The organism is Acinetobacter sp. DSM 11652, assembly GCF_900109815.1.
Taxonomy (GTDB): Bacteria; Pseudomonadota; Gammaproteobacteria; order Pseudomonadales; family Moraxellaceae; genus Acinetobacter.
In genome coordinates, this window is the sequence record NZ_FOBK01000010.1 from 63586 (window position 1) to 88768 (window position 25183).

At 38.4% G+C, this 25183-nt stretch carries 20 protein-coding genes; 10 read left to right on the plus strand and 10 right to left on the minus strand.

Features of this window, described 5'->3' with window-relative positions; all coding sequences use genetic code 11:
* Window positions 1-84: 84 nt before the first annotated feature.
* From BMW42_RS10655 to BMW42_RS10680, 6 genes are all read right to left on the minus strand, one after another.
* On the minus strand, window positions 85-1002 hold the full coding sequence (locus BMW42_RS10655; RefSeq protein ID WP_092767751.1) for an ABUW_2363 family tetratricopeptide repeat lipoprotein: 918 nt from the start codon (window positions 1000-1002) through the stop codon (window positions 85-87).
* A gap of 110 nt (window positions 1003-1112) precedes the next feature.
* Window positions 1113-1925: a serine O-acetyltransferase gene (gene cysE, locus BMW42_RS10660; RefSeq protein WP_035266113.1), complete on the minus strand. Its 813-nt coding sequence runs from the start codon at window positions 1923-1925 to the stop codon at window positions 1113-1115.
* Window positions 1918-2760, minus strand: a complete 843-nt coding sequence (locus BMW42_RS10665; protein WP_092767753.1) for an RNA methyltransferase — start codon at window positions 2758-2760, stop codon at window positions 1918-1920. The genes cysE and BMW42_RS10665 overlap by 8 nt, the downstream gene beginning before the upstream one ends.
* A gap of 13 nt (window positions 2761-2773) precedes the next feature.
* Window positions 2774-6352, minus strand: a complete 3579-nt coding sequence (gene dnaE / locus BMW42_RS10670; RefSeq protein ID WP_092767755.1) for a DNA polymerase III subunit alpha — start codon at window positions 6350-6352, stop codon at window positions 2774-2776.
* A 173-nt stretch (window positions 6353-6525) separates the two neighbouring features.
* Window positions 6526-7584 (minus strand): type II asparaginase, encoded by a 1059-nt coding sequence (locus BMW42_RS10675; protein WP_092767757.1) that lies wholly within the window; start codon window positions 7582-7584, stop codon window positions 6526-6528.
* Between the two features lie 186 nt (window positions 7585-7770).
* Window positions 7771-9006, minus strand: a complete 1236-nt coding sequence (locus tag BMW42_RS10680; protein ID WP_092767759.1) for a pyridoxal phosphate-dependent aminotransferase — start codon at window positions 9004-9006, stop codon at window positions 7771-7773.
* A gap of 151 nt (window positions 9007-9157) precedes the next feature.
* On the opposite strand from BMW42_RS10680, the gene msrB reads away from it, so the two are divergent.
* The gene (gene msrB / locus BMW42_RS10685) at window positions 9158-9577 is read left to right on the plus strand and encodes a peptide-methionine (R)-S-oxide reductase MsrB (protein ID WP_035266138.1); all 420 of its coding nucleotides are present in this window, start codon (window positions 9158-9160) and stop codon (window positions 9575-9577) included.
* Complete coding sequence (locus BMW42_RS10690; protein ID WP_035266096.1) at window positions 9574-10056, plus strand: glutathione peroxidase; 483 nt, start codon at window positions 9574-9576, stop codon at window positions 10054-10056. Before msrB ends, BMW42_RS10690 begins: the two co-directional genes overlap by 4 nt.
* A gap of 38 nt (window positions 10057-10094) precedes the next feature.
* Here the strand turns inward: BMW42_RS10690 and BMW42_RS10695 are convergent, their stop codons facing one another.
* Complete coding sequence (locus BMW42_RS10695; RefSeq protein ID WP_092767761.1) at window positions 10095-11615, minus strand: flavin-containing monooxygenase; 1521 nt, start codon at window positions 11613-11615, stop codon at window positions 10095-10097.
* 155 nt (window positions 11616-11770) lie between these two features.
* Here BMW42_RS10695 and BMW42_RS10700 point away from each other — a divergent pair, with 155 nt between their 5' ends.
* The 5 genes from BMW42_RS10700 (at window position 11771) to BMW42_RS10720 (ending at window position 18806) form a co-directional block, all read left to right on the plus strand.
* The gene (locus tag BMW42_RS10700; RefSeq protein WP_092767763.1) at window positions 11771-12781 is read left to right on the plus strand and encodes an AraC family transcriptional regulator; all 1011 of its coding nucleotides are present in this window, start codon (window positions 11771-11773) and stop codon (window positions 12779-12781) included.
* A 100-nt stretch (window positions 12782-12881) separates the two neighbouring features.
* Window positions 12882-14024 (plus strand): cell division protein ZapE, encoded by a 1143-nt coding sequence (gene zapE, locus BMW42_RS10705; protein WP_092767765.1) that lies wholly within the window; start codon window positions 12882-12884, stop codon window positions 14022-14024.
* 354 nt (window positions 14025-14378) lie between these two features.
* A complete protein-coding gene (locus BMW42_RS10710) occupies window positions 14379-16541 on the plus strand; it encodes a malate synthase G (RefSeq protein WP_092767767.1) in 2163 nt (720 codons plus the stop codon).
* Window positions 16542-16632: 91 nt separating this feature from the next.
* A complete protein-coding gene (locus tag BMW42_RS10715; protein WP_092767769.1) occupies window positions 16633-18081 on the plus strand; it encodes an aldehyde dehydrogenase family protein in 1449 nt (482 codons plus the stop codon).
* Window positions 18082-18140: 59 nt separating this feature from the next.
* Window positions 18141-18806 (plus strand): SOS response-associated peptidase, encoded by a 666-nt coding sequence (locus BMW42_RS10720; protein ID WP_092767771.1) that lies wholly within the window; start codon window positions 18141-18143, stop codon window positions 18804-18806.
* Between the two features lie 17 nt (window positions 18807-18823).
* On the opposite strand, the gene BMW42_RS10725 is transcribed toward BMW42_RS10720, so the two are convergent.
* A complete protein-coding gene (locus tag BMW42_RS10725) occupies window positions 18824-19288 on the minus strand; it encodes a MarR family winged helix-turn-helix transcriptional regulator (RefSeq protein WP_035266085.1) in 465 nt (154 codons plus the stop codon).
* Between the two features lie 556 nt (window positions 19289-19844).
* Between BMW42_RS10725 and BMW42_RS10730 the strand changes: the two genes are divergently transcribed.
* Together BMW42_RS10730 and BMW42_RS10735 are read left to right on the plus strand one after the other, a co-directional pair.
* On the plus strand, window positions 19845-21377 hold the full coding sequence (locus BMW42_RS10730; RefSeq protein ID WP_092767773.1) for a TerC family protein: 1533 nt from the start codon (window positions 19845-19847) through the stop codon (window positions 21375-21377).
* 144 nt (window positions 21378-21521) lie between these two features.
* Entirely contained in the window at window positions 21522-21977 is a 456-nt protein-coding gene (locus BMW42_RS10735) for a hypothetical protein (protein WP_416224324.1), read from the plus strand.
* A 91-nt stretch (window positions 21978-22068) separates the two neighbouring features.
* On the opposite strand, the gene BMW42_RS10740 is transcribed toward BMW42_RS10735, so the two are convergent.
* The gene (locus BMW42_RS10740) at window positions 22069-22320 is read right to left on the minus strand and encodes a hypothetical protein (RefSeq protein ID WP_035266079.1); all 252 of its coding nucleotides are present in this window, start codon (window positions 22318-22320) and stop codon (window positions 22069-22071) included.
* Window positions 22321-22740: 420 nt separating this feature from the next.
* A complete protein-coding gene (gene brnQ / locus BMW42_RS10745) occupies window positions 22741-24033 on the minus strand; it encodes a branched-chain amino acid transport system II carrier protein (RefSeq protein ID WP_092767777.1) in 1293 nt (430 codons plus the stop codon).
* Between the two features lie 344 nt (window positions 24034-24377).
* Here brnQ and map point away from each other — a divergent pair, with 344 nt between their 5' ends.
* The gene (gene map / locus BMW42_RS10750; RefSeq protein ID WP_092767779.1) at window positions 24378-25172 is read left to right on the plus strand and encodes a type I methionyl aminopeptidase; all 795 of its coding nucleotides are present in this window, start codon (window positions 24378-24380) and stop codon (window positions 25170-25172) included.
* The last annotated feature ends 11 nt before the right edge of the window (window positions 25173-25183 follow it).

Below are 25183 nucleotides of genomic sequence, written 5' to 3' on the forward strand. Positions count from 1 at the left end.
CGCTGAGCATACGTTATTTTTAGGGAGATAAAAATAAGTGCTAAAAAAATAGACTGAATGATCAGTCTATTTTTTTTAATAAGATTATGATTTCGCTGGATTGTTTAAAATTTGCCAAACATTGTAACGACCTTGTTTCTCAATTTCTTGAATCAAGCGGTCAGCAACTTCAGTTTCTTCAGGATATTTCACTTTGTAATTTTTTAAAGTTGTGATTGCATTTTTCTTTTGGCTCAATGCGAGGTAGTTATTAACAGCTACGAGATAAGCTTCTTGAACACCCGCTTTGATGGCCTTATCGATATATGGAATAGCTTCTTTTTGACCACCACCTTCAGACAAAGAGAAACCAAACCAGAAGTTCGCTTCAGCGTCTTCTTTGTTGATCTTCAGGATTTGTTGTGCATATTTTAAAGATTTAGTGGTGTAAGCAGAACCAAGATCAAGGTTACGACCCAATATACTTGCTTTAAATGCACGAATTAGGATATCGAATGACGCGTTATCTTTCGCTGCTAAAGTATCTAGTTGAGCTGAAACTTCACGTAATTTGGCTTCAAAACCACGACGTTCTTGACGATCTGTAAAGCGAGGAGGATAGTGACGTGCTTTACCTTCAACCATCTGGAGGAAGTCATCAATTTCTGTAATATCGATTTCATTTTGACCCGCTAAAACCGTGTATTTCATCGCACGTTGTGAACTATTCACAGTCGGTACGATTAATTTGTTTTGGTCGAGGATCATCTTTCTGTTTGGATTATTTGGATCAGTCACCTCAAGTTTTTGAAGTGGTGCAGCAGCAGCTTTTTTTAGTTCAAGCTCGAATACTGGTGGTTGGCTATAATTAAAAGGATTTAATGCATAAAATGGCGCACTTAAATCAGGCTCAGAAAAGACGATTGGATCGTTTGTTTTAGATTGTTTTTTTACTGCTGGAGAGCTACAAGCACTCAATAATGAAACAGCGATCATGGTGGCAATAAGGGGCTTAATCGTCATATTTTCTTCCAATATTATGTTTTTAAATTCTAGTTCAGGTTGTATCTGAGTCTATGAAAAGACGAAACAACATGCAACTCAGATTCACCTAACTTAGTCAAACTTATACATTAAGCTTTTGATTGTGCAGTTTGAGCTTCGCACTCACGACGAACTTCGTCAATAATTTTTAACTCTTCAGCACTAAATGGTTGTCCATTACTTTGAGCGTTATTAAATGTTGGATCAAGTAATGAAAGTCGCTGACATAGAGTGTTCATGCGCTTTTCATTGTGCTGTATACGATCCAATAATACTCGCATACCTTCTAACATAGGATCTGATTGATCTTGGGTTGTCGCATAAGGCTGAAAACCGATGCTTTCTGCATAATTGCGTCGTTCGGATTCTTTGTCCAAATCTTTTTGCTGATTTTTAATAATAAATCGCGCTGGGTTACCTACGGCAGTAGCACCTTCAGGGACTTCTTTGGTGACCACAGCATTCGAACCCACCTTCGCATTCTTATGCACGGTAAATGGTCCTAAAATTTTCGCACCTGCGCCAACGACTACACCATCTTCTAAAGTTGGGTGACGTTTGCCTTTATTCCAAGTGGTGCCACCTAATGTCACGCCATGATAGAGCGTCACATCATCACCAATTTCAGCTGTTTCCCCAATGACCACACCCATACCGTGATCAATAAAAAAACGTTTGCCAATTTTGGCACCTGGGTGAATTTCGATACCAGTTGCAAAACGACTAAAAGAAGACAGCATGCGGGCTGAAGTTTTACACTCTTTTTTCCAAAGCTCATGCGCAACACGATGCATAATCAGTGCGTGAATTCCTGGATAAGTGGTTAAAACTTCAAATGTGTTGCGCGCCGCAGGATCGCGGGCAAACACAGCTTGAATATCTTCTTTAAGCTGTTTAAGCATCTTTTGATTTCTCTTTAGAATCTGACTTTTTCCATGTGCCATTGTTCAATGCCTGAACACGACTGAAAATACCTCTAAGTAGATGGTACTCCATACGATCTAATTGTATACGTCCGAATAAGCGACGCAAGCGTAAAGGCAATAATCGTGGGTTTTCTGGGTCTAAAAACTCGATTTCGTGCAACATTTTTTCAAAATGAGGATAAAATTGTTCCATCTGTTGATGTGTTACCAACGGCTCATCCCAATGCATAGAATCTTCATCAGTCACTTTCATAACTGCTTGAGGATCTTCAACTTGTTCCATGAGAGCCGTGGTCGCCATTCGCATTTCATAGCAAATAATTTGAATGGCTTGAGCGACATTGAGTACCCCATAGTCTGTATTCACAGGGATGGTCACATGGTAATTCGCCAAGGCCAACTCTTCATTGGTTAATCCGCGATCTTCACGCCCAAATATTACGGCAATTTCTTGTTGTTCTTTGATCACCGCTTGCATCGATTTATCAGCAGCAGGTCGAGCATCTAATAAAGGCCATGGAATAGTTCGGCTACGAGCACTTGTACCAAAGACTAAATGACAATCTGCGATGGCTTCTTCAAGCGTTTCTACAATCTGAATTTGATCAATTAAATCGGTTGCACCGGCTGCAAGTGCATCAATATCAGGATGAGGATAAGTTTTAGGTGCAACTAAAACCAATTTTGAAAGCCCCATGGTTTTCATTGCTCTAAGTGCGCTACCGATATTCGCAGGCAGGGTAGTATTCACCATGACAATACGCACATGAGACAAATGCGCTGAGACAGCAGCATTATCAATTAAATTCATAAATCTTCCAAAATTAAGAGTATTGACTGACTTCCGTCATGTATTGATCCATTGCTTCATCCATACTGATCTGGTCAGGTGGAGAGGCCTGTGATGTGATGACTGGTTCTGATTTTGGTTCTGCGGCGTGGGAACGTGCAGCTTTTGACTTGACATGATACTCCACATGTAAGGCCTCTTTACCAAAATAGTCGCGCAGTTTGAACAATAAGTCATCGAGTGGTGCGACATTCCATTGTGGTGGTAAATGAAAATCAGCCGTTGCATATGGAAAGTCGAGTTGTACTTGTAATGGCACATGCTGACACATATCTACATCACAAAATGGTTGAATGATCTGTGAAAGCTCTTGACCAAGATTTGGCTGAATATGCTCAGGTTGTAATTTGATGAGGATGTGATTCGCACGTTTTTGACGAATTTCGTTTAATGTAAACGCCTTAGTAAGGCGTCCCATCGGACGATCGAAGCCTTCACGTTCATATATTTCTCCTTCAATCACAATCACTCTTTCATTCACAATAATGTCTTTAAAACGTTGGAAGCGTTCATGATTTGCTGAGACTTCAATTCGAGCAGTACCATCATCGAGTGTGATCATCATGCGGTTAGGGAAATTTGCGACATCCACAACCAAGCCGGCAAATACTGTAGTCACACCACGACGTGTTGGAGTCAGCTCATTAATTTTGTTAGAAATAAACGCTTTTAATTCAGGGCGATATACATCGATCGGGTGTCCCGTTAAATATAAACCTAAGGTGTCTTTTTCACCTTTTAAACGGACTTCATCAGACCAAGGTTTTACAGGTTTAGTAGGTTTACGTTGAACTTCTTCAACTTCACCAAATAAATCCATAATGCCAGTTTCGCGGTTTGAACGAGCTTGTTCGGCAGCTTGTACAGCTTCAGGCAATTGAGCCATTAAAGTCGCGCGTTCAAGTCCGAGACAATCTAATGCACCTGAGCGAATCAAAGCTTCAAGTGTACGTTTATTGATTTTCTTCAGATCAATGCGATGGCAGAAATCAAATAAATCTTTATAAGGTCCAAGTTGCTTACGTGAATCAATGACAGATTGCATTGCTGCTTCACCAACACCCTTGATTGCACCTAGACCATATACAATGGTTTTTTCATCAATTGCATGGAATTGATAAATCGACATATTGACGGAAGGTGGTAACACATCGAGACCATTGTTACGACAGTCATCAATCAAAAATACAATACTGTCTGTGTTTTGCATTTCCGAAGTCAGTACAGCGGACATAAACTCAGAAGGATAGTGTGCTTTTAACCAAGCCGTCTGATAAGCCACCAATGCATAGGCTGCAGCATGTGACTTGTTGAAACCATAGCCTGCAAATTTTTCCATATAGTCAAAGATATGGTTCGCCGTTTGCTCATCGATATCTTTTTTTGCAGCACCTTCAATAAAGATTTGGCGTTGTTTAACCATCTCTTCAGGTTTCTTTTTACCCATCGCACGACGAAGTAAGTCCGCACCACCTAGACTATATCCTGCACAATACTGAGCTGCTTGCATAACCTGTTCTTGATATACCATAATCCCATAGGTAGGTTCTAAGACACCTTCTAATAGGGGATGTAAGTATTCGAACTCTCCACCATGCATACGATGAATAAAGTCTGGAATTAGATCCATTGGGCCCGGGCGGTACAATGACACGAAGGCAATAATTTCTTCAAATTTACTTGGGCGTGCTTCCTTGAGCATTTTTTTCATGCCCACGGATTCAAATTGGAATACCGCAGTGGTATTTGCTTCGGCAAATATTGAATACGCTGCTTTGTCATTCAGCGGAATATTTTCAATCTTTAGAGGTATATCAAACTTTAATCGTTGGTTAATGTGCTGAATAGCATCTTCAATTACAGTAAGATTTCGCAACCCCAAGAAGTCAAATTTAACAAGTCCTGCCGCTTCAACATCGTCTTTATCAAATTGAGCGACACGACCAGTACCATCTTCGTCACACAGTACAGCTGAGAAGTCCGTAATCTTGGTCGGTGCGATTACAACACCACCTGCGTGCTTACCAGTGTTACGCGTTATTCCTTCAAGTTTAAGCGCCATTTCCCAGATTTCTGAAGCATCTTCATAATCTGGGTTGGATGGGTTGGTTACAATATCTTTAAGTTGTGGTTCTGCTTCTAAAGATTCTTCTAAACTTAAACCTAAAGGTTTAGTCGGGATCATTTTAGAAATACGATCTGCTAAGCCGTAAGACTTACCTAAAACTCGTGCAACATCTCGAATTGCACCTTTCGCTGCCATCGTACCAAATGTTGCAATTTGAGATACAGCGTCACGCCCATAAGTTCGTGCGACATAATCAATTACACGATCACGACCTGCGATACAAAAATCCACGTCAAAGTCTGGCATCGAAACACGTTCAGGGTTTAAGAAACGTTCGAAAAGAAGTCCGTATGGCAGTGGATCTAAATCTGTAATTTTTAAACTGTATGCAACTAATGAGCCTGCACCTGAACCACGGCCCGGGCCTACAGGTACGCCATTGTTCTTGGACCACTGAATGAAGTCCATGACAATCAAGAAGTAACCTGGGAATCCCATCGAGTTAATGATCTTGATTTCGAAATCTAATCGATCGTCATATTCTTTGCGAATTTCAGGCCAGTCTTCTCCACGTTTCTCCACAGGATAGAGGTGATTAAGACGTTCTTCTAATCCTTCTTTAGACAAATGGGCAAAGAAGGTATCAATTGTATGACCTTCAGGAATTGGATAGTCAGGTAAAAAGTATTTACCTAAGCGAAGTGTCACATTACAGCGTTTAGCAATTTCAACTGTATTTTGAATAGCACTGGGGATATCAGCAAATAACTCCACCATTTGCGCTGTTGTTTTGAAATATTGCTCAGGGCTGTAAGTACGTGGACGACGATTATCACCTAAAACATAGCCATCTGCGATGCAGACGCGCGCTTCATGGGCTTCAAAGTCTTCTTCTCTAATAAAATGAACATCATTATGAGCGACAACACCGATTTGATATTTTGCGGCTAATTTAACAGCTTCAATAATAAAATCTTCTTCTTGTGGGCGATTGGTGCGCGTGAGTGCTAAATAGACACGATTGCCAAATTTTTCTATCCAAGCTTCAAGTAAGGGTTCAGCTTTTTCAGGGCTACTTGAACACAGCATTTCTCCAACATCACTTTTAATCCCTAAAAGTGCAATCATGCCCGGCGCTTGTTCTAACACCCATTCTTTTTTTACACACGGGATACTGAGTTGTTGTCCTTCAATAAAGCCGCGCGATACTACTTCAGTTAAACTACGCCAACCCTCATTATTCATCGCCAGTAAAGTCATACGATGTGATTCATCATTCAAACGAATCACACTTCCTAAAATAGGTTTAATCCCTTTTTTAAGACACGAGGTATAAAACTTCACTGCTGCATGTAAGTTCGATAAATCTGTCATCGCGAGTGCAGGCATAGAATCCTGTACAGCAGACTTCATTAGATCAGGTATACGTACGATTGATTCAGTAATAGAAAATTCTGTATGAACACCGAGATGAACAAACTGCATAGATGAGTCCTTTACAAGAGCAGAGCGTATTTTATCATGCAAAGTGATTTAGAGCTGAGAATCCACGATATTTTATATGATTCGCACAAATTATCTTCGATTTGAATAAAGGTGATTTTATATCAATCAAAAAAAGTGCCATTCGGCACTTTTTTATAACATGAAAATTGGGCTTAATATTCCCAGAACATGCGTTGTATTTCTTTTGCATCTTTGGTTTTGGTTAAAGCAAGCGCGGTTAAAATTTTAGCTTTTTGAGGGTTGAAGTCATGTGCAACTACCCAACCATATTTGTCATCTGGCTGTTCGGCATTACGGAGAACGAATCCTTGTGGCACTCGTGAAGAACGTACAATTTGTATACCACTTTGCTGAAGTTGATTCAGCGTGGGAACAATATTTTTCGCGACTGAGCCGTTTCCTGTGCCTGCATGGACAATGGCTTTAACCCCAGCCTTGGCATACGCTTGATAAGCATCAGGAATCATGTTGCCAGAGCCATAGACAATTTGAACTAATGGGAGTGTATCACCCTTAATATTCTCGATATTAAATTCTGACCGCTGATTAAATCGCTTAACAGAACTTCGGAACCAATAAGGTTTAGATTCTACCAACGTCCCTAAAGCTCCCCATTGGCTTACAAAGGCATTGGTATGAATATTAATGCCTTTAGTCACATCTCGAGCTGCAAAAATACTATCGTTCATAAGGACGAACACCCCCTTATTTTTTGCACTCGGGTCTGCTGCCAGAGCAACTGCACTATATAAATTTAGTGGGCCATCCGCAGATAAAGCCGTCGATGGGCGCATTGAGCCGACAACAACAATAGGTTTTTCCGTTTGTACGACTAGATTAAGAAAAAAAGCGGTTTCTTCTAAAGTATCTGTGCCATGTGTAATCACAACACCATTTACATCTGACTTTTTAACCAAATCATTGACTTGGCGGGCAAGGGAAAGTAATTCTTTGTCCGTAATACTTTCAGAAGCAACTTGCATTGCTTGTACGCCACTCACATTGGCTAAATTTTTAATTTGAGGGACGGCATTCAGTAAGTCATCCACTGGAACTTTTGCGGCAGTGTAAGTGGCGCTGTTGGTTGAACTAGCACCAGCACCAGCAATCGTTCCCCCAGTTGCAACGACGACAACGTTATTTTTAGCAAAGCTCGCTAGGGGTAATAACAAGCCAATCGATAGAGTCAGTGCGGTTAGCGTCTTTTTCATCTTTTTTCCTAAATGTTTTTTATAGTATTGTGCATGGATAATGCTTAATCACGATAAAGGAAAAGAAGGGTGTTTGTATATAATCAAAATGAAATTAATATCATGAAATAATCAAAATATTAAATATAAAACCCCCAGATTGAAATCTGGGGGTTTAAAATACATCATTCACATAAAACGACCGAATTAACGCATTTTTGCTAAGAATCTTCCTAAACGATTGATTGCTTCACGTAATTCATTTTCGGCAGGTAAGAACACCACACGGAAATGATCAGGGGTAGGCCAGTTGAATCCTGTACCTTGAACCAATAACACTTTTTCTGCTTTGAGGAAGTCAAGCATAAACTGTTCATCATCCTGAATCGGATAAATTACAGGATCAAGTTTAGGGAAACAATACATTGCACCTTCAGGTTTAACGCAGCTTACACCTGGGATTTCATTCAACATTTGCCAAGCAATATTGCGTTGCTCATACAAACGACCACCTGGACGAATTAAATCGTTGATAGACTGGTAGCCACCCAATGCAGTTTGAATAGCGTATTGAGCTTGATGGTTAGCACACAGGCGCATTGACGCGAGCATATCTAGACCTTCAATATAATCTGCCGCACGAGTCTTATCACCCGTAATTGCCATCCAGCCTGAACGGTATCCAGCAATTCGATAGGATTTAGATAATCCGTTAAATGAAATACACAGTTGATTACCCGCAAGGGCAGCGACCGATACATGTTCGATTCCATCGTAAACGATCTTATCGTAGATCTCATCAGCAAATAAAATCAGGTCATATTTTTTTGCAAGAGCGACAATTTTTTCTAAGACATGGCGTGGATAAACAGCACCCGTTGGGTTGTTCGGATTGATAATCACGATCCCACGAGTATTAGGCGTAATTTTGTTTTCCATATCCTGAATATCAGGATACCAATTATCTTCTTCATCACATTTATAATGAATTGCTGTACCACCAGAAAGATTAACGGCAGCAGTCCATAATGGATAATCTGGCATTGGTACCAGCATTTCATCGCCGTCATCTAACAGGCCTTGCATAGCCATTACAATCAGCTCAGAAACACCATTCCCAATATACACGTCATTGACATGCATATTGAAAATACCTTTTTGTTGATAATACTGACAAACCGCTTTGCGGGCAGGGAAAATCCCTTTTGAGTCTGTATAGCCGATTGCATTTGGTAAGTTCAACGCAACATCATTGATAATTTCTTGAGGTGCTTCAAAACCGAAGGGCGCTGGGTTGCCGATATTGAGTTTAATTATCTTATGTCCGGCTTCTTCCATTTCGTTGGCGGCGCGTAACACAGGTCCACGAATGTCATAGCATACATGCTCGAGCTTAGACGATTTCTTAATTTCGCGTGGAGTAGTGTTACCTAAAACGGACATATTCCCATCCAATTATTTTTGAGTGAATAAAAATAGATTACTAAATATCACAATCTATGTAGAAATTTAGCTAGAAATTTTTCAAGCTCTAGCGTAAATATGAAGGTACTGAAGCATGACATTGAATGTCAAAGATTTAAAGGAGTTAATCATGGGAAAACTCAATAAAACAGACCGAGAATGGCAAAGAGAGTTATCACCAGAGGAGTATCGCATTACCCGTCAAAAGGGAACTGAGCCTGCTTTCACAGGGCGATATTGGAATACCAAACAAGAAGGAACTTATGTTTGTCGTTGCTGTGGCGAACCTTTATTTACTTCAGAAACCAAATATGACAGTGGTTGTGGATGGCCTAGTTTTTATCGTCCAATCAACCAAACAGTCATTGAAGAACATGACGATCACTCACATGGCATGATTCGTACTGAGATTGTTTGTCATCATTGTGACGCACATCTGGGTCATGTTTTTGAGGATGGACCTGAACCTACAGGTCTTCGTTATTGTGTAAACTCAGCTTCATTAGAATTAAAAACCCAAGAAAAAAATGATGAGGAAACCTATCCATGACCAATATTTATCAATTTGAGGCAGAATTGCTAGAAGGGGAAAATAAGCAATTTTCGGATTATGAAGGTAAAGTGCTATTGATAGTCAACACAGCCAGCAAATGTGGATTTACGCCACAATTTGCAGGGTTGGAAGCGCTGTATGAAAAGTATAAAGATCAAGGTTTTGAGGTATTAGGATTTCCGTGTAATCAATTTGGTGGGCAAGATCCGGGTACGCACGAAGAAATTGGTAGTTTTTGCCAGAGAAATTACGGTGTATCCTTTCCGATGTTCGCTAAAGTGGATGTAAAAGGTCCTGAAGCCCATGTGATTTTTCGGTATCTCACCAACAACAGCAAAGGCATTTTAGGAAGTGGAATTAAGTGGAACTTTACCAAATTTTTGATTGGAAAAGATGGCAAAGTGCTTAATCGATATGCACCTACAACTAAACCAGAGAGCATTGAAGATGATATTCAAAAAGCGCTGGCTCAGTAAAAAAAATCAGCTCAATTGAGCTGATTTTTTTTATTCATTTAATTTAAGAAACGATAATCGGCTAGATTTGCATTTTTGGTTTCTAGCCAATACTTCCATGTATAACTCGGCCAAAGTGAAAAATTCTTTCCGCCTTCTTGCTGATACCAACTCACACAGCCAGATTGCCAAACTGTGCCTGCAAATTTTTCTTGGATTTTACGGTTGAATTCTTCTTGGACTACATCTTTGACCACAATTGCTTTAGTCTTGGATTTTTCGACAGCTTCAATCAGTTGTAGAATGTAATTCACTTGAGATTCGATCATAAAAATTACAGAGTTATGACCTAAAACAGTATTCGGGCCTAAAAGTTGAAAGAGATTTGGAAATCCTTTGGTAGAAATTCCATAGTAGCTTTCAGCACCCTCTTTCCATGCTTCTTTCAACTCAATACCATTTTCACCATAACATTTAAAATCTTTTAAATAAATTCGTGGATCAGTAATAAAACCAGTACCGTAAATTAAGCAATCTATTTCTCGTACTTGCCCATCTTTGGTAACAATCGCATTTTCAGTAATTTCTTGAATGCTGTCCGTCACGAGCTCTACATTCTTGCGATTAAATGTTGGGAAATATCGATTTGATACTAAAATTCTTTTACACCCCATGGTGTAATCTGGTGTCAGTTTTTTTGCTATTTCTTTATCTTTGACTTGGAAGCGAATGAAAGCTTCTGCAAGTTTTTGACCCAGTCGCATCATTTGAGGTTTTACAATCGGAACTACGCGTGATTCGTTAGACCAATATAAGCGTGCTCGATGCAATTTTCTAAACCAGTCGTATTGGGCAAATAGTTTTTTGTCTAAAGCATTATAAGCTCGTTCATCGCGCGGTATTACCCATGCAGCCGTTCTTTGAAACACGTATAACTGTTTGGTTTTTGGTGCAATCTCAGGAATATATTGAATTGCACTTCCACCTGTGCCGATACTGGCTACACGTTTACCATTCAGGTCATAAGCATGATTCCAAGATGAGGAGTGGAATACTTCGCCTTTAAATTTTTCGATTCCTTTAATATTTGGAATTTGAGGAATATGCAATGGACCAGAGGCAAAAATAAGGAATTGACTGTGTAGAGCACTTTGATTCTTGATGGAGATTTCCCACGTATGAGCTTGCTCATCGAAGCGTGTCGAAATGACTTCGGTATCAAATTGAATAAATTTTTTTAAATCATATTCTTGAATAAGATCTTGAATATATTGGAAAATTTCAGGTGCTTCAGCATATCGTTTTGTCCAATCAGATTTGGGGGCAAAAGATAACGAATACATATGAGACTGCACATCACATGCAGCACCCGGATATTGATTTTCGCGCCAAGTACCACCTACATCTGTAGCTTTTTCAAGAATAACAAAATCTTTGATACCGCGTTTAAGAAGTTGAATCGCTGTAGCTAATCCTCCAAATCCGGCGCCGATAATCGCAATTTTAGTATTTTTCTTGATGAATTGCGTTTTAGTTAAGTCGACTGAATTCGTATCTAGCTGATCTGATGTAACTTCCATTTTAATACTCGTTCATATTATTTGAAGCTATCATAAGCAGTCTGGACTAAAACTGACATGATTTCATTGACATTTAATATTGATATTTTCGGCAATATTATTTCCCTTTTTTTTAGGGTAAAACATATGCAACTTTAATTTTAAAATTCTGTTTTATGAAAAGGTCGATTCTCGGTTTGTTGTATCTCATACAGGGTATGCGACAGGTCGGAATAAATGTGGACGAAAGATTGGAAGCTGTCGGTTTAAAGGTGGATGCCTTAGATCCGAGTTCAACGATTCAACCTGAATTAGAACAAATCATTCAAAGAATTATTGCTAAAGGGGTTAACCCGCTGCTCGGTTTAGATGTCGGCCAACATTATGCGCTCGCAGGCTATGGTCCGCTTCTCATGCTGTTGGTCACAAGCCCGAATGTCGGTGCGGCTCTCACAAATGGAATACGCTATCAAGCGCTTACCCATTTATCGGGTAGACTTACATTAGAGCAGACGAGTGTCTATGCGGCTTTATGTTATGAGCCTCTCAATTTACAAAGTGAAGTTGATGAGTTCAGGGCTCAATGTGAAATTTCAGGTACGGTTAAATTCGTGCAAGATATCTACAAAATGATAGGATTGCCTTTTCCTGAAGTGCAGATTGAATTGCCGTTTTCACGACCGAAAGAATCCATTTTTTTGAACAAGTATTTGAATTATTTCGGTGCGCAAGTTCGGTTTGAACATGATAAATTTCGACTGATTTTTGATGCAGAAATTTTAGAATTGAAGTTGCCTTCAGCTGATCAAATCACATTTAATGTCCACCAACAAAGATGTAATGCTGAGATCGAAAGATTAAATGCGCAACAATTGAATCAACACCAGTTGATTCAAAGAATTCACGATTATTTGGATTTACAAACGGGGCAGATTCCAACAATGGCAGAAACTGCTCAAGCTTTGAATATTCCAGAGCGTACTTTGCGACATCAGCTTAACCAATTGAATACAAGCTATAAGCAAATACGGGAGCAACTCATTCGAGAGAAAGCGCTTCGATTAATTGAGTACAAAGAGTATTCGATCGAAGTAATAGCTGAAATGCTTGGATATTCAGAACCTGCAGCATTTAACCATGCTTTTAAAAGATGGTTTGGACAAAGTCCACGACAGTATGGAAAATGACCTCAGCATGTATGCTCAAATAGTATATGCCAAAGTGTTATTTATCATTTTTTTAAATATTCGTTATACTTCCGACGGCCTAAAAAAGTAATCAATATCTATGTTCCATTCTCATTCTTCGCAAAATAGTTTAAGTCACACTCCGCAATCACCTGCAGAACGTTATGCTCACGCAATTTCGTCAGGACAATTTATGCCTGATGATGCTCAAGCTCAAGCTGTACATGAACTTAATCGTGTTTGGGAAGAACTGATCTTACGATATAAAGCTTCTAAAAAAGCGTTTCGACGTTTTCGCCGTCAAACTGCCCCTAAGGGTGTTTATATGTGGGGTGGTGTTGGGCGTGGAAAAACTTGGTTGATGGACCAGTTTTATGATGCGATACCATTCCGTCGTAAGACGCGTATGCATTTCCATCATTTTATGCAATATGTGCATAAAGAGTTAAATAAAAATTCAGGACAGCAAAATCCACTCGACATCGTTGCTGATCAAATTTACAAAGATGCGGTTGTGATCTGTTTTGATGAATTCTTTGTATCAAATGTCACGGATGCGATGATTTTAAGTGATTTATTCCAAAAGCTATTTGTACGTGGAATTACACTTGTTGCAACATCAAACATTGCACCAGATGGTTTATACAAGAACGGCATACATCGCGACCGCTTTATTCCAACGATTGAAATGGTAAAAAAGAACTGTGTCATTTTGAATGTGGATGCAGGTGTTGACTATCGTTTGCGTGTACTGAAACAAGCGCAATTGTTCAAATCACCTTTAAGCCATGATAATCAGGTATGGATGGCACAACGTTTTTCAGCATTAACCAGTGCTCAAAATGTGAGTGAAGAACCGATTATCATTAATGGACGTAATGTCGATACGATTGGTCATACTGAAGATGTATTGTGGTGTGAGTTTTCTGAACTCTGTATGAAGCCACGAAGTCCTGCGGACTTTATCGAAATTGCGAACACTTATAACACTGTCCTAGTCAGTAATGTTCCCGATCTGAATGATTATTTATCAGAAGGAACACGCCGATTCATTTATTTAGTCGACGAGTTCTATGATCGTGGTGTTAAATTATTACTGACCTCACATGCCAGTATCATTGATATATATAGTGGCGAAAAATTAGCGTTTGAAATCGAACGTACACGTTCACGTTTACTTGAAATGCAATCAGATGACTATTTACAATCTGCGCATCGACAAATTGATAAGCCCGCTGAATAAATGTGAGAATTCACAAATGAACCCAAACAGATGATGTTTGGGTTTTTTTATTTAGAGTGGAATAAATTTGAAATCGTTCCTTAAAAGCGTAGAGAAAATAGACATATTGGTTTAAATTAAATCAGATTTGATGGAAATTGGCACTTAAGTCTAATTTCTACCTTTATAAAACTTTATACACTATAATTAGATTGTTGAATTAAAACGACTCAATAAGTAATAGATCAAAAGTCTCATCTGATTGGTGTCTATAATAAATGATCACTATTTAGCAATGTGATATTACTATTCAGCAATTTATAAATGGGTATACTAGATTCTCTTGTATAAAAAGTAGCAATATCAGGAAAGACAATGACTGCACGTATTCAGAAAGGCAAGTTAGCGATTGCTAAAGAACTCTACGATTTCATCGAAAATGAAGCACTACCAGGTTCTGGTTTAGACAGTGAAACTTACTGGAAAAACTTTGAACAAGTCGTTGTTGATCTTAGCCCAAAAAATAAAGCACTCTTGGCTAAGCGTGATGACATTCAAGCGAAAATTGATGAATGGCACCGCAATAATAAATTTGAATTAGGAGCTTACAAAGCTTTCCTGACAGAAATTGGCTACTTATTACCAGAAGTAGAAGATTTTCAAATTACAACTGAAAATGTAGATGAAGAAATCGCACTATTGGCGGGTGCACAATTGGTTGTGCCTGTACGTAATGCACGTTACTGCTTGAACGCTGCAAATGCTCGTTGGGGCTCTTTATATGACGCATTGTATGGTTTCGATGTCATCTCGGAAGAAGGCGGTGCGGAAAAAGGTAAGGGGTATAACCCTGTTCGTGGCGAAAAAGTTATCGCTTTTGCTAAAAATTTCTTAAATGAAACTTTCCCTTTAGCAAATGGATCACATGCGGATGCTACGAAATACGCTGTTGAAGCAAAAAAATTAGTGGTAACGCTTAAAGATGGCAGCACAACGAATTTGGCTAAAGAAGCTCAATTTGTAGGTTTTAATGGTGAAGAGTCTGCGCCGACAGAAATCGTTTTATTAAATAATGGTTTGCATGTCATCATTGAAATCGATGCGACAAGCCCAATTGGTCAAACGGATGCTGCTGGCGTAAAAGATCTTGTTTTAGAATCTGCGGTAACAACGATCCAAGATTTGGAAGACTCAATTGCTGCGGTTGATGCTGAAGAAAAAGTTGAAGGCTACCGTAACTGGTTAGGTTTGATGAAGGGTACTTTGGAAGAGAAAATCGAGAAAAATGGTAAAACCATTACTCGTGCTTTAAACAAAGACCGTACCCACAAAAATCTGATCGGTGGCGAAACAACTTTACACGGTCGTTCATTGATGCTTCTTCGTAACGTTGGTCATTTGATGACGAACCCGGCGATCCTAGTGGATGGTCAAGAAATCTATGAAGGTATCATGGATGCATTGATCACACCGTTGTTAACGTTTGCTGACATCAAAGGTCAAAATGAAATCAAGAACTCTCGTAAAGGTTCTATGTATATCGTTAAACCTAAGATGCATGGCCCTGAAGAAGTTGCATTTGCAGTTGAACTATTTGAGCGTGCAGAACAAGCTCTAGGTTTGCCAGCAAAAACGCTTAAAATCGGGATCATGGATGAAGAGCGCCGTACTTCTGTAAACTTGAAAAACTGTATTGCTCAAGCGAAAGATCGTACCATCTTCATTAACACAGGATTCATGGACCGTACAGGTGACGAAATCCATACCTTTATGGAAGCAGGTCCATTCGTTCGTAAGGGTGAAGTTAAATCTCAAATTTGGTTCCCTGCATATGAAAACCGTAACGTGATGGTTGGTTTACAAGCAGGCTTACGTGGCAAAGCACAAATTGGTAAAGGCATGTGGCCTAAACCAGATATGCTTTTAGATATGTATAAAACCAAAATTGAGCATCCTGAAGCTGGTGCGAGCTGTGCTTGGGTTCCATCACCATCTGGTGCTGTAATTCATGCGATTCACTATCACCAATGTAATGTTTCAGCGCGTCAACAAGAGTTGTTAAAAACTGAAGCATTACCTTTGGATGATTTATTAACTCCACCATTAGCTACTGATACGAATTGGACTGATGAAGAGAAAACCAAAGAGTTAGAAAATAACCTTCAGGGTATTCTTGGTTATGTTGTTCGTTGGGTTGATTTGGGTGTTGGTTGTTCTAAAGTTCCAGACATCAACAACGTTGGTTTGATGGAAGACCGTGCAACTTTACGTATTTCATCTCAACACGTTGCTAACTGGTTACGTCACGGTATCGTGACTAAAGAGCAAGTTGAAGAAGTAATGCAACGTATGGCTAAAATTGTAGATGAGCAAAATGCGAACGATCCAGCGTACACACCAATGGCGCCTGGGTTTGACGGTTATGCTTACCAAGCAGCATATGATTTAGTGTTTAAAGGTGCTGAACAACCATCAGGTTATACAGAACCATTACTTCATGCTTACCGCTTGAAGCTTAAAGGTTATACTGGTGACTAATTAAAATAAAAAAGCCTCTCCGGAGGCTTTTTTTACGATTGTGTAAAATAGTTGACCATTGGGTAAAAAGTGGCATGTAGAGGGACATAAAATGACGCAATATTCAAATTTAAATCAACAGTTCATTAACGGTTCTTGGTTAAAAGGCTCTTCAGAGCGTGTCATACAAAATTTAAATCCATTTGATTTAAAAGAAATACACCAAATTCAAGCGGCGAATCAGTCTGATGTTGATCTCGCTTTTTCTGCAGCACAACAAGCATTTGATTTTGGCTTAATTACCTCTGCTGTAGATCGCAAGAAAATCATTCAGAAGCTGCATGACATTATACAATTACGTAAAGACGAAATTATAGATTGGCTGATTACCGAGTCTGGAAGTACGCGTCTCAAAGCAAATATTGAAGTGGGTGCTGCGCTTGGTATTATCTCAGAAACATTCACTTTTCCTGATCAAATCCAAACTGTTCAGCTAGAAAGTAAAGATCCTGCGAGAAAAAGTTTTTATCAACGCAAAGCGTTGGGTGTTATTGCTGTCATTAGCCCTTGGAATTTTCCATTTCATTTGTCAATGCGATCGGTTGTTTGCGCAATCGCATGTGGAAATACAGTGGTACTTAAACCTGCGAGTGATACACCTGTTACAGGTGGAACATTATTAGGGAAATTGTTTGAAGAGGCGGGTGTGCCCGCTGGTGTACTGAATGTCATTGTGGGTAGTGGTAGTGAAATAGGGGATTATTTTGTCGAGCATCCTATCCCGAAGATGATTTCATTCACTGGCTCTACAGAAGTAGGACAAAATGTTGGTGCTAAAGCGATGGCCAGCTCTAGAATCAAACGACTTGCTTTAGAGCTTGGGGGGAATGCGCCATTATTAATTCTTAAAGATGCAGATTTAGATTTGGCAGTCGATTTGACGATCAAGGGGCGCTTCCTTCACCAAGGTCAAATCTGTATGAGCACTAATCGTGTCATCGTAGATCAATCGATTCACAATGAATATGTTGAAAAGCTTTTAAACAAAGTAAAAGATATTCCTGTGGGTGATCCTAATCTTGATGAGACGCTTATAGGACCTATTATTAATAATACACAAGTGAAACAGCATCAACGAATCATTGATCAGGCTCAAATAGAAGGTGCTAAGTTAGTCTATGCTGGGGGTATTGAGAATAATTTGGTTTCACCTCATGTGTTTATCGATGTATTGCCGACATATGCAATTGCTCAAGAGGAAAGCTTCGGACCAATTCTGCCGATCATCAGAGCAGATGATGAGGCACATGCAATTCAAATCGCCAATGACACACCGTTTGGTTTATCTGGTGCTGTATGTACATCTGATATTGAGCGCGGAGTAGAAATCGCTTCAAAACTCGATATTGGAATGACACATATTAATGGTATAAGTGTCGCGGACCATGCTAATGCACCATTCGGTGGAGAAAAGAACTCTGGATTAGGGCGCTTTAATGGACATTGGATTATGGATGAATTCACGCGTTCACATTGGATGACAGTACCAATATCTTCATAATGATGTGAATTGGATCGGTTATAATAGCCTAAGTTTTTTATAGTATTGAAAATTATGCTATGTGTGCCAACTTTAAGCCAATACAAGCGCATCAAATTCAAACATTAGAACTTCCACATATTCCATTTGAATATGTGGAAGAGGTTTATCCAAGCTACGAAACCCCATTGTTATTTAAAGGTGTTCATGGATACGAGTGGAGGTTAGTTAATTTTGGTTTTATACCAAAATGGGCAACTGATACAGAAATAGCAAAGAAAACCTATAATGCACGTAGTGAAACATTAAGCGCAAAAAGAAGCTTCCAAGAAGCATTTGAGAAATGTAAATTTGGTGTAATCCCAGTCACTGAGTTTTATGAAGCAAAATATATTAATGGACGACCGCAACGATGGGGTGTGAGAAGAAAAGATGGTCAGGCATTTTTTATCGCAGCGTTGTATGAAATCACGAAAATTGATCAAATTATTTATCGTTCAGCAACGATGATTACCATGGATGCTATTCATCACGAAATGATGAAGGATTTTCATGAGCCTGGAGATGTTAAACGGTCAGTAATTATTATTCCGCACTATAAATTAGATCAGTGGCTGAGTTTAAAATCCCCCGACATTCAGAACTTTGTAGAGGGCTTTCCAGTAGAGGAATTTGAATGTTTTTATTGTCCAAAACCACGGCAGAACAATACAGCCCAACTCAATATGTTTGATGATGGGCTTTAATCTAAAGTTTAGGGAAATTAGTGCGCTAAATTTTTGAAAATATGCTTTAAGCTTTCCATTAGTTTTTCAATTTGAAGTGGGGTTAATCCCTCAAATGTTTGTTCAAGAACCACACTCATCAGGTCATTAATTTTTTTTGTCATTTCTAAACCTTTTGGTGTTAGTACCACACGCGTAATACGGGCATCGTTTTCACACGAGTAAGTGTCAACCATTCCTTCATCTTTTAAACGGTAAACGATTTTTGTAGTCGTCGACATTTTTGACACAATCATGTCAGAGAGTTCTGAAACACTTGCATCTGGTTTAGTAGACAATGCGACAAGCAAACGTCGACGAGAATTATCAACGCCATACTTTTTGAGCACATGGTCAACATTCAGTACATACTGAGAATGGACTTGAGTGATCCAATAGAATGGAAAATTTTCGAGTTCAAAATTTTCAGATGAAGGTAAAAATTTTGCATATTTTTTTGACATCGCTACGTCCTTGTCAGTGTAACTTAATTGTTTTTATTAATTTAAATATTACATGAAGCATAACCTATATTAAAAGAACTATGTTCAAATAATCAACTTATGTTCAAGCGCTTACCTTAAATCAGACAAAAGGTATGACACCTATTGACTTCAGTTTTATAAAACATATTTCAATGATCTGTAAATATCTTTATGTGTATCAAAACAGAAGATTCGAAAAATACAGCTATTCTGATCTTCATGATTATATCTTTATGTCAATTCCACGCTGACCAAATTCTATTGAAAAATAGAGGAACTATAACTTGGCACTGATATTTTTTTTTGTGTCGAAAATGTCAAAGACTATTCAAGGATGGCAATTACGACTAAAGATATGATCTAAATTTACATAAAAAATTGTTTTGAACATAAAAAAAGTAATTACAAAATAAAATTCTTATGCATAATAGTTTCATCATTTCTGAAAAGGTAACTTTATATATGGACCCGTCGCCGTGTTGGCCTAATTTAGCTTCTTACATTATCTTAAATAATAAGAACCAGGAGATCTAATATGGAATTTTTATTGGATCCTGGCATTTGGATAGGGTTAATTACCCTTATCATTCTTGAAATCGTTTTAGGTATTGATAACTTAGTATTTATTGCGATACTTGCAGAAAAACTTCCTCCAGAACAACGTGATAAAGCCCGTGTAATCGGTTTATCCCTCGCATTATTAATGCGTCTAGGTCTACTTTTTGCGATCTCGTGGTTAGTCACTTTAACTCAACCATTGATTGAAATTTTTGGAAAAACATTCTCAGGTCGGGATTTGATATTACTGTTTGGTGGTCTATTCCTTGTGTATAAGGCTGTCAATGAACTCCATGAAAAAATGGAGGGTAAACCCGAGATTAAAACGAATAACAATGTCGTATACGCTGGTTTTGCTGCAGTTGTGGCTCAGATCGTCGTGCTTGATGCGGTATTTTCACTCGACTCAGTGATCACTGCGATTGGTATGGTGGATAATATTTACGTGATGATGGCTGCGATGATTGTGGCGATGGTTGTCATGTTAATTGCATCAAAACCGTTAACTACGTTTGTTAACCGTCATCCTACGGTGGTTATCCTTTGTTTAAGTTTCTTGTTATTGATCGGTGTAAGTCTAATCGCTGAAGGTTTTGGATTCCATATCCCTAAAGGTTATATTTATTCAGGTATTGGTGTTGCAATTCTAATTGAAGCATTCAATCAATTTTCGAATCGTAATCTTGAAAAAAATCAAGCGAAGATCCCGTTACGTCATCGAACTGCAGATTCAATTTTGAAATTGATGGGCAGTAAATTGGATGCCGATATTGCAACATCCAAAGAAGTTGAAGAAATTCAACAAGCTTTTGGTGATGAAGAGCGTTATATGGTTGGTGGTGTGCTATCACTTGCTGAACGTTCAGTTGCTTCAATTATGACACCTCGAAATCAAATTTCTTGGGTTAATATTGAGGACGATGCCGAAGCAATTCGTGAACAGGTATTAGCTGTACCTCATAGTCTTTTCCCAGTTTGTCGTGGACAATTGGATAAAGTCATCACGATTGTACGTGCAAAAGAATTGATTGATGCATTAGATGATCCAGATCAACTAAAAGATTTGATGAAACGTGTCCGTCCTATTTTCATTTATGAAAAAATGAAAGTGATTGATGCAATTAATACATTAAGAACTTCTAAAGGTTCATTGGTACTTGTTACAAATGAATATGGCAATATTCAAGGCTTAATCTCACCATTAGATGTTTTTGAAGCAATTGCTGGTGAATTCCCAGATGCTGATGAACAGCTTGAATTGGTTAAAATCGATGATACCACTTGGAAGGCGTCTGGTATGTTAGATTTATATCAATTAGAGCTGGCGCTCGATATATTAGATTTAGATCTGGTGCAAGAAGACTCAGGTTACTTTAGTGTTGCAGGACTGATTTTAGATAAAACGAGTGGGGCGGTTGAAGTTGGTATGTTGATTGAACACCAAGGGGTTAATTTCGAAATTCTAGAAATGGAAGATAATCGAATTAAAACCGTTAAAATCACGCTTTAAACTCTAATAAAAAAGCTCCTTATTGGAGCTTTTTTTTGCTTAAATTTCTATATAAGGTATGGAGTTAGCGAAGTCGTAGTACGAAATATGAGATAAGATGCTAAACATATTGCAATCTGTTTTATAGCGAAGGAATGTCAGATCATGATCGATCAAATGGAATTATCGGTAAGACTTGCTATTTTTTTTAGTGGTATTTTTTTATTGACCGGTATGCTTACTGGTGTTTGGAAGTATGTGCAAATCAGCTTATCTAAACAAGCTCGAGCACATTATTATGTTGATATTGCGCATAGGAGTAGTTTGCTATATGCACCTGCAACGTTAATTCTAGCGGTTATGGCATATTTTTCAGCGTTGAATGAATCGACAAATTTGCTCTTTATTTTGATTAATATTTTCTTTTTTGCATTTTCAATTTTAAGTTATATTTTGCATGGCTTATTGAAAGATACGACAAATCAGTTCAAAGAACCACATCAATTAGGGCGTATTGAATTACCAAAATTGCTCATGAGAGGTGCGATGGTACTATTGGTCGTAGGTGAGGTTGGGGCGACCTTAGGTTTGCTTTATGGTTTATATGTTGGGTTATTCTAATAAGTAGAGCAGAATTGAAAAACTTGTTATTTTGATAGAGTGCTTTAAATGATGACATTGACTTTAAGATGGATGCTTTGGCATCCATCTCTTAGTCTAAATGTGCTTCTTGATCAGAAAGCTTTTGAGTACGATATTTCGTGTCAATAAAGGCCCACACGTAAAATGCTAGCGTCGCAGCAAGTGCATAAGCAAAATATTCAAGCTTCAACGTGCCTTGAATTGTACCTTGCACAACAAGTGTCAGCATGAGAGCAAACATTGTGCTTAAAAAAACGACAGCATTGTTGTTCGCTTTAAGAGTATTAATGAAGACTTGCTTGTTGAAATGTAATGATAACATCTCCATCCCTCCTGATAATTCATGACAAATCTGAATGATTTAGTCGACTTTGTTTACATACTTGTACAGGGGATTGAAGAATAAAGCAAGTTTTTAACACTCTATTATGTAAATAAATTATGACATTAATATGACAAAAGTCGAAATATTTGAAATTAAGATACTACGTGAGCTAAGTGCTAGAATTATTTCGATAAATCGTGATGAGATGAATAGAGTTTCTTGTAATTCTTTAATCTATTTACTTTTTAGCATCTTGCAAAACAAATAAATAGTAGCAAAAGTCATTCCAAATCTGACTGATGAGGTCAAAGTTAAGGTGGGTAAGCAATAATAGTCTGTTGGATAAACGAGACAATTATTGATTACAGAACAAATACGGCTTGGGTAAAACAATATTTATTGATAAATCACCTGAATTTACTTCTTCAGTCTATCCAGTGTGTAGACAATGACAAATACAACTAAAGAAGGAATCAACCATGCTAAATTTTGTTCAGCCAATGGTAGATTGTTCATAAATGCTGGCAAGAAATGATCTAATTCTGCAACCTTAAGTCCATCAATAATACCGAATATGAAAGCAACCGCTGTAACAGGCGCAATGACGCGTGGAGCGGAATTAAAGAACTTCCACATAAATCCCATCATGATCACCACAATCGCTGGTGGGTAGATTGCACTTAATATAGGTACAGAGAAGGCGATTAACTTGGTTAAACCTAAGTTGGAAATGACAAATGAGAAACCAACAAGAATGAAAACCCATTTTTTGTAAGTAATCTTCGTGATTTGTGAGAAATATTCTGCACATGCACAAGTCAAACCAATTGCCGTAACCATGCATGCGATAAAAATCATCGCCCCTAGAAAATATGAGCCAAAGTCACCAAAGGCATGCTGAACATAGCCATGGAGAATAATGGCACCATTTGCAGCGTTAGGTGCAGCCTCGTGACTACTCAGTCCAAGTTTAAATAGGCTAATGTAAACCAGTGTAAGGCCAATACCTGAAATTAAACTTGCGATCACTGCATATTTGGTAATTAATTTTTGATCATTTACACCACGTGAACGTATCGCATTAATAATGACAATACCAAATACTAAAGCTCCTAAAGTGTCCATGGTTAAATAACCATTAACAAATCCTTCTGAAACAGGACTATTGATATAGTTTCCAATAGGTGCAGGGATATAATCTGCAGCAACTAAAAAGGCACTACCACCTAAAATGATCAAAGAGAGAATTTTGAGTGGAGATAAAACATAGCCGACAGTATCCAAAATTTTATTCGGATAAAGTGAGATTAACGTTACAAATGCAAAATAAATTGCACTGTAGATCAACAAGGTCGATGAAGACGTTCCAAAATAACTCGAAAAACCAATTTCAAAAGAAACTGTAGCTGTCCGAGGTGTCGCGAAAAGTGGTCCAACAGCAAGATAGCATGCTACGGTTAAGATTAAACTTGCAATCTTACCCAGTGGAGAGCTTAAAAGTTGAATAGAGCCTTCAACACGCGATAGCGCAATGATCGTGATAACAGGAAGGCCAACAGCAGTAATTAAGAAGCCAAAAGCAGCTAACCAAACATGTTCACCCGCTTGTTGAGCAACAATAGGTGGGAAGATAATATTGCCTGCACCGATAAATAGTGCAAAGGTCATAAAACCTAAGGCAATAATGTCCCGTGTACGCAAATTGGTCATAAGGGAGATCGGTTCAAGAAAAAAGAAAGCGATTTTAGAGCAAATGTCAGTAAATAGGGAGGGCGGTCATCCATCGAATGGAATAGTAAAAAAGCAAGAAGCGAATAATTTTATTGGATGGGAAATTATGAGTTAAATTAAGTCTATGTATTTATAAAACTAATAAAATAAATTTATTAATTGAATTGAAATCAAGCAGAGCATAGATCTTGATTCGCAAAATAAAATAATGTACTGAATGGTTAAATAATAGTCGAAAATGATTAAGTTACAGATAGTCTATAGCGTTTGTGATCGACAAATGAAAGTCCTATAATGAATCCTGAATTAAAAAGGGGTTCATCATGAAGGCAACAGCTGTCACCATTAAAACTGAACAAGATATTGAAAAACTAAGAATATCGGGTCGGCTTGCGGCACAAGTGCTTGCAATGATTGGTGATTATGTGAAGCCAGGTGTGAGTACTGAGTATCTTGATGATATCTGTAATGATTACATCGTCAATACACTCAAGGTGACGCCAGCAAATGTGGGTTATTACGGATATACAAAAACAACCTGTATTTCGAAAAATGAAGTTGTATGTCATGGTATCCCTGCTTCCAATATTATCTTAGAGGATGGAGACATCATTAATATTGATGTTGCAATCATCAAGGATGGTTATTTTGGTGATACCAGTCGAATGTACTATGTAGGTACAATTAAACCTGAAGCAAAAAAATTAGTCGATACGACTTATGAAGCGATGCTTGCAGGTATTAAAACGGTTAAACCTGGCGCGACACTAGGTGACGTGGGTCATGCTATTCAACAAGTTGCGCAACGCGAAGGTTTTACGATTGTACGTGAATATTGTGGTCACGGTATTGGAAAAACCTACCATGAGCAACCGAATGTATTGCATTACGGACAGCCTGGTCAGGGATTAGTATTAAGAAAAGGAATGGTGTTTACCATTGAGCCTATGGTGAATGCAGGCAAAGCCAAAGTTAAAGAATTAAAAGACGGATGGACAGTAGTTACAGCAGATAAATCTTGGTCTTCACAATGGGAACATATGGTTGCTGTGACTGATGAAGGATATGAATTATTGACACCTTGGCCTGAAGGTACGGGTGAATATCCTGTAATTTAATTCCCAAAAGC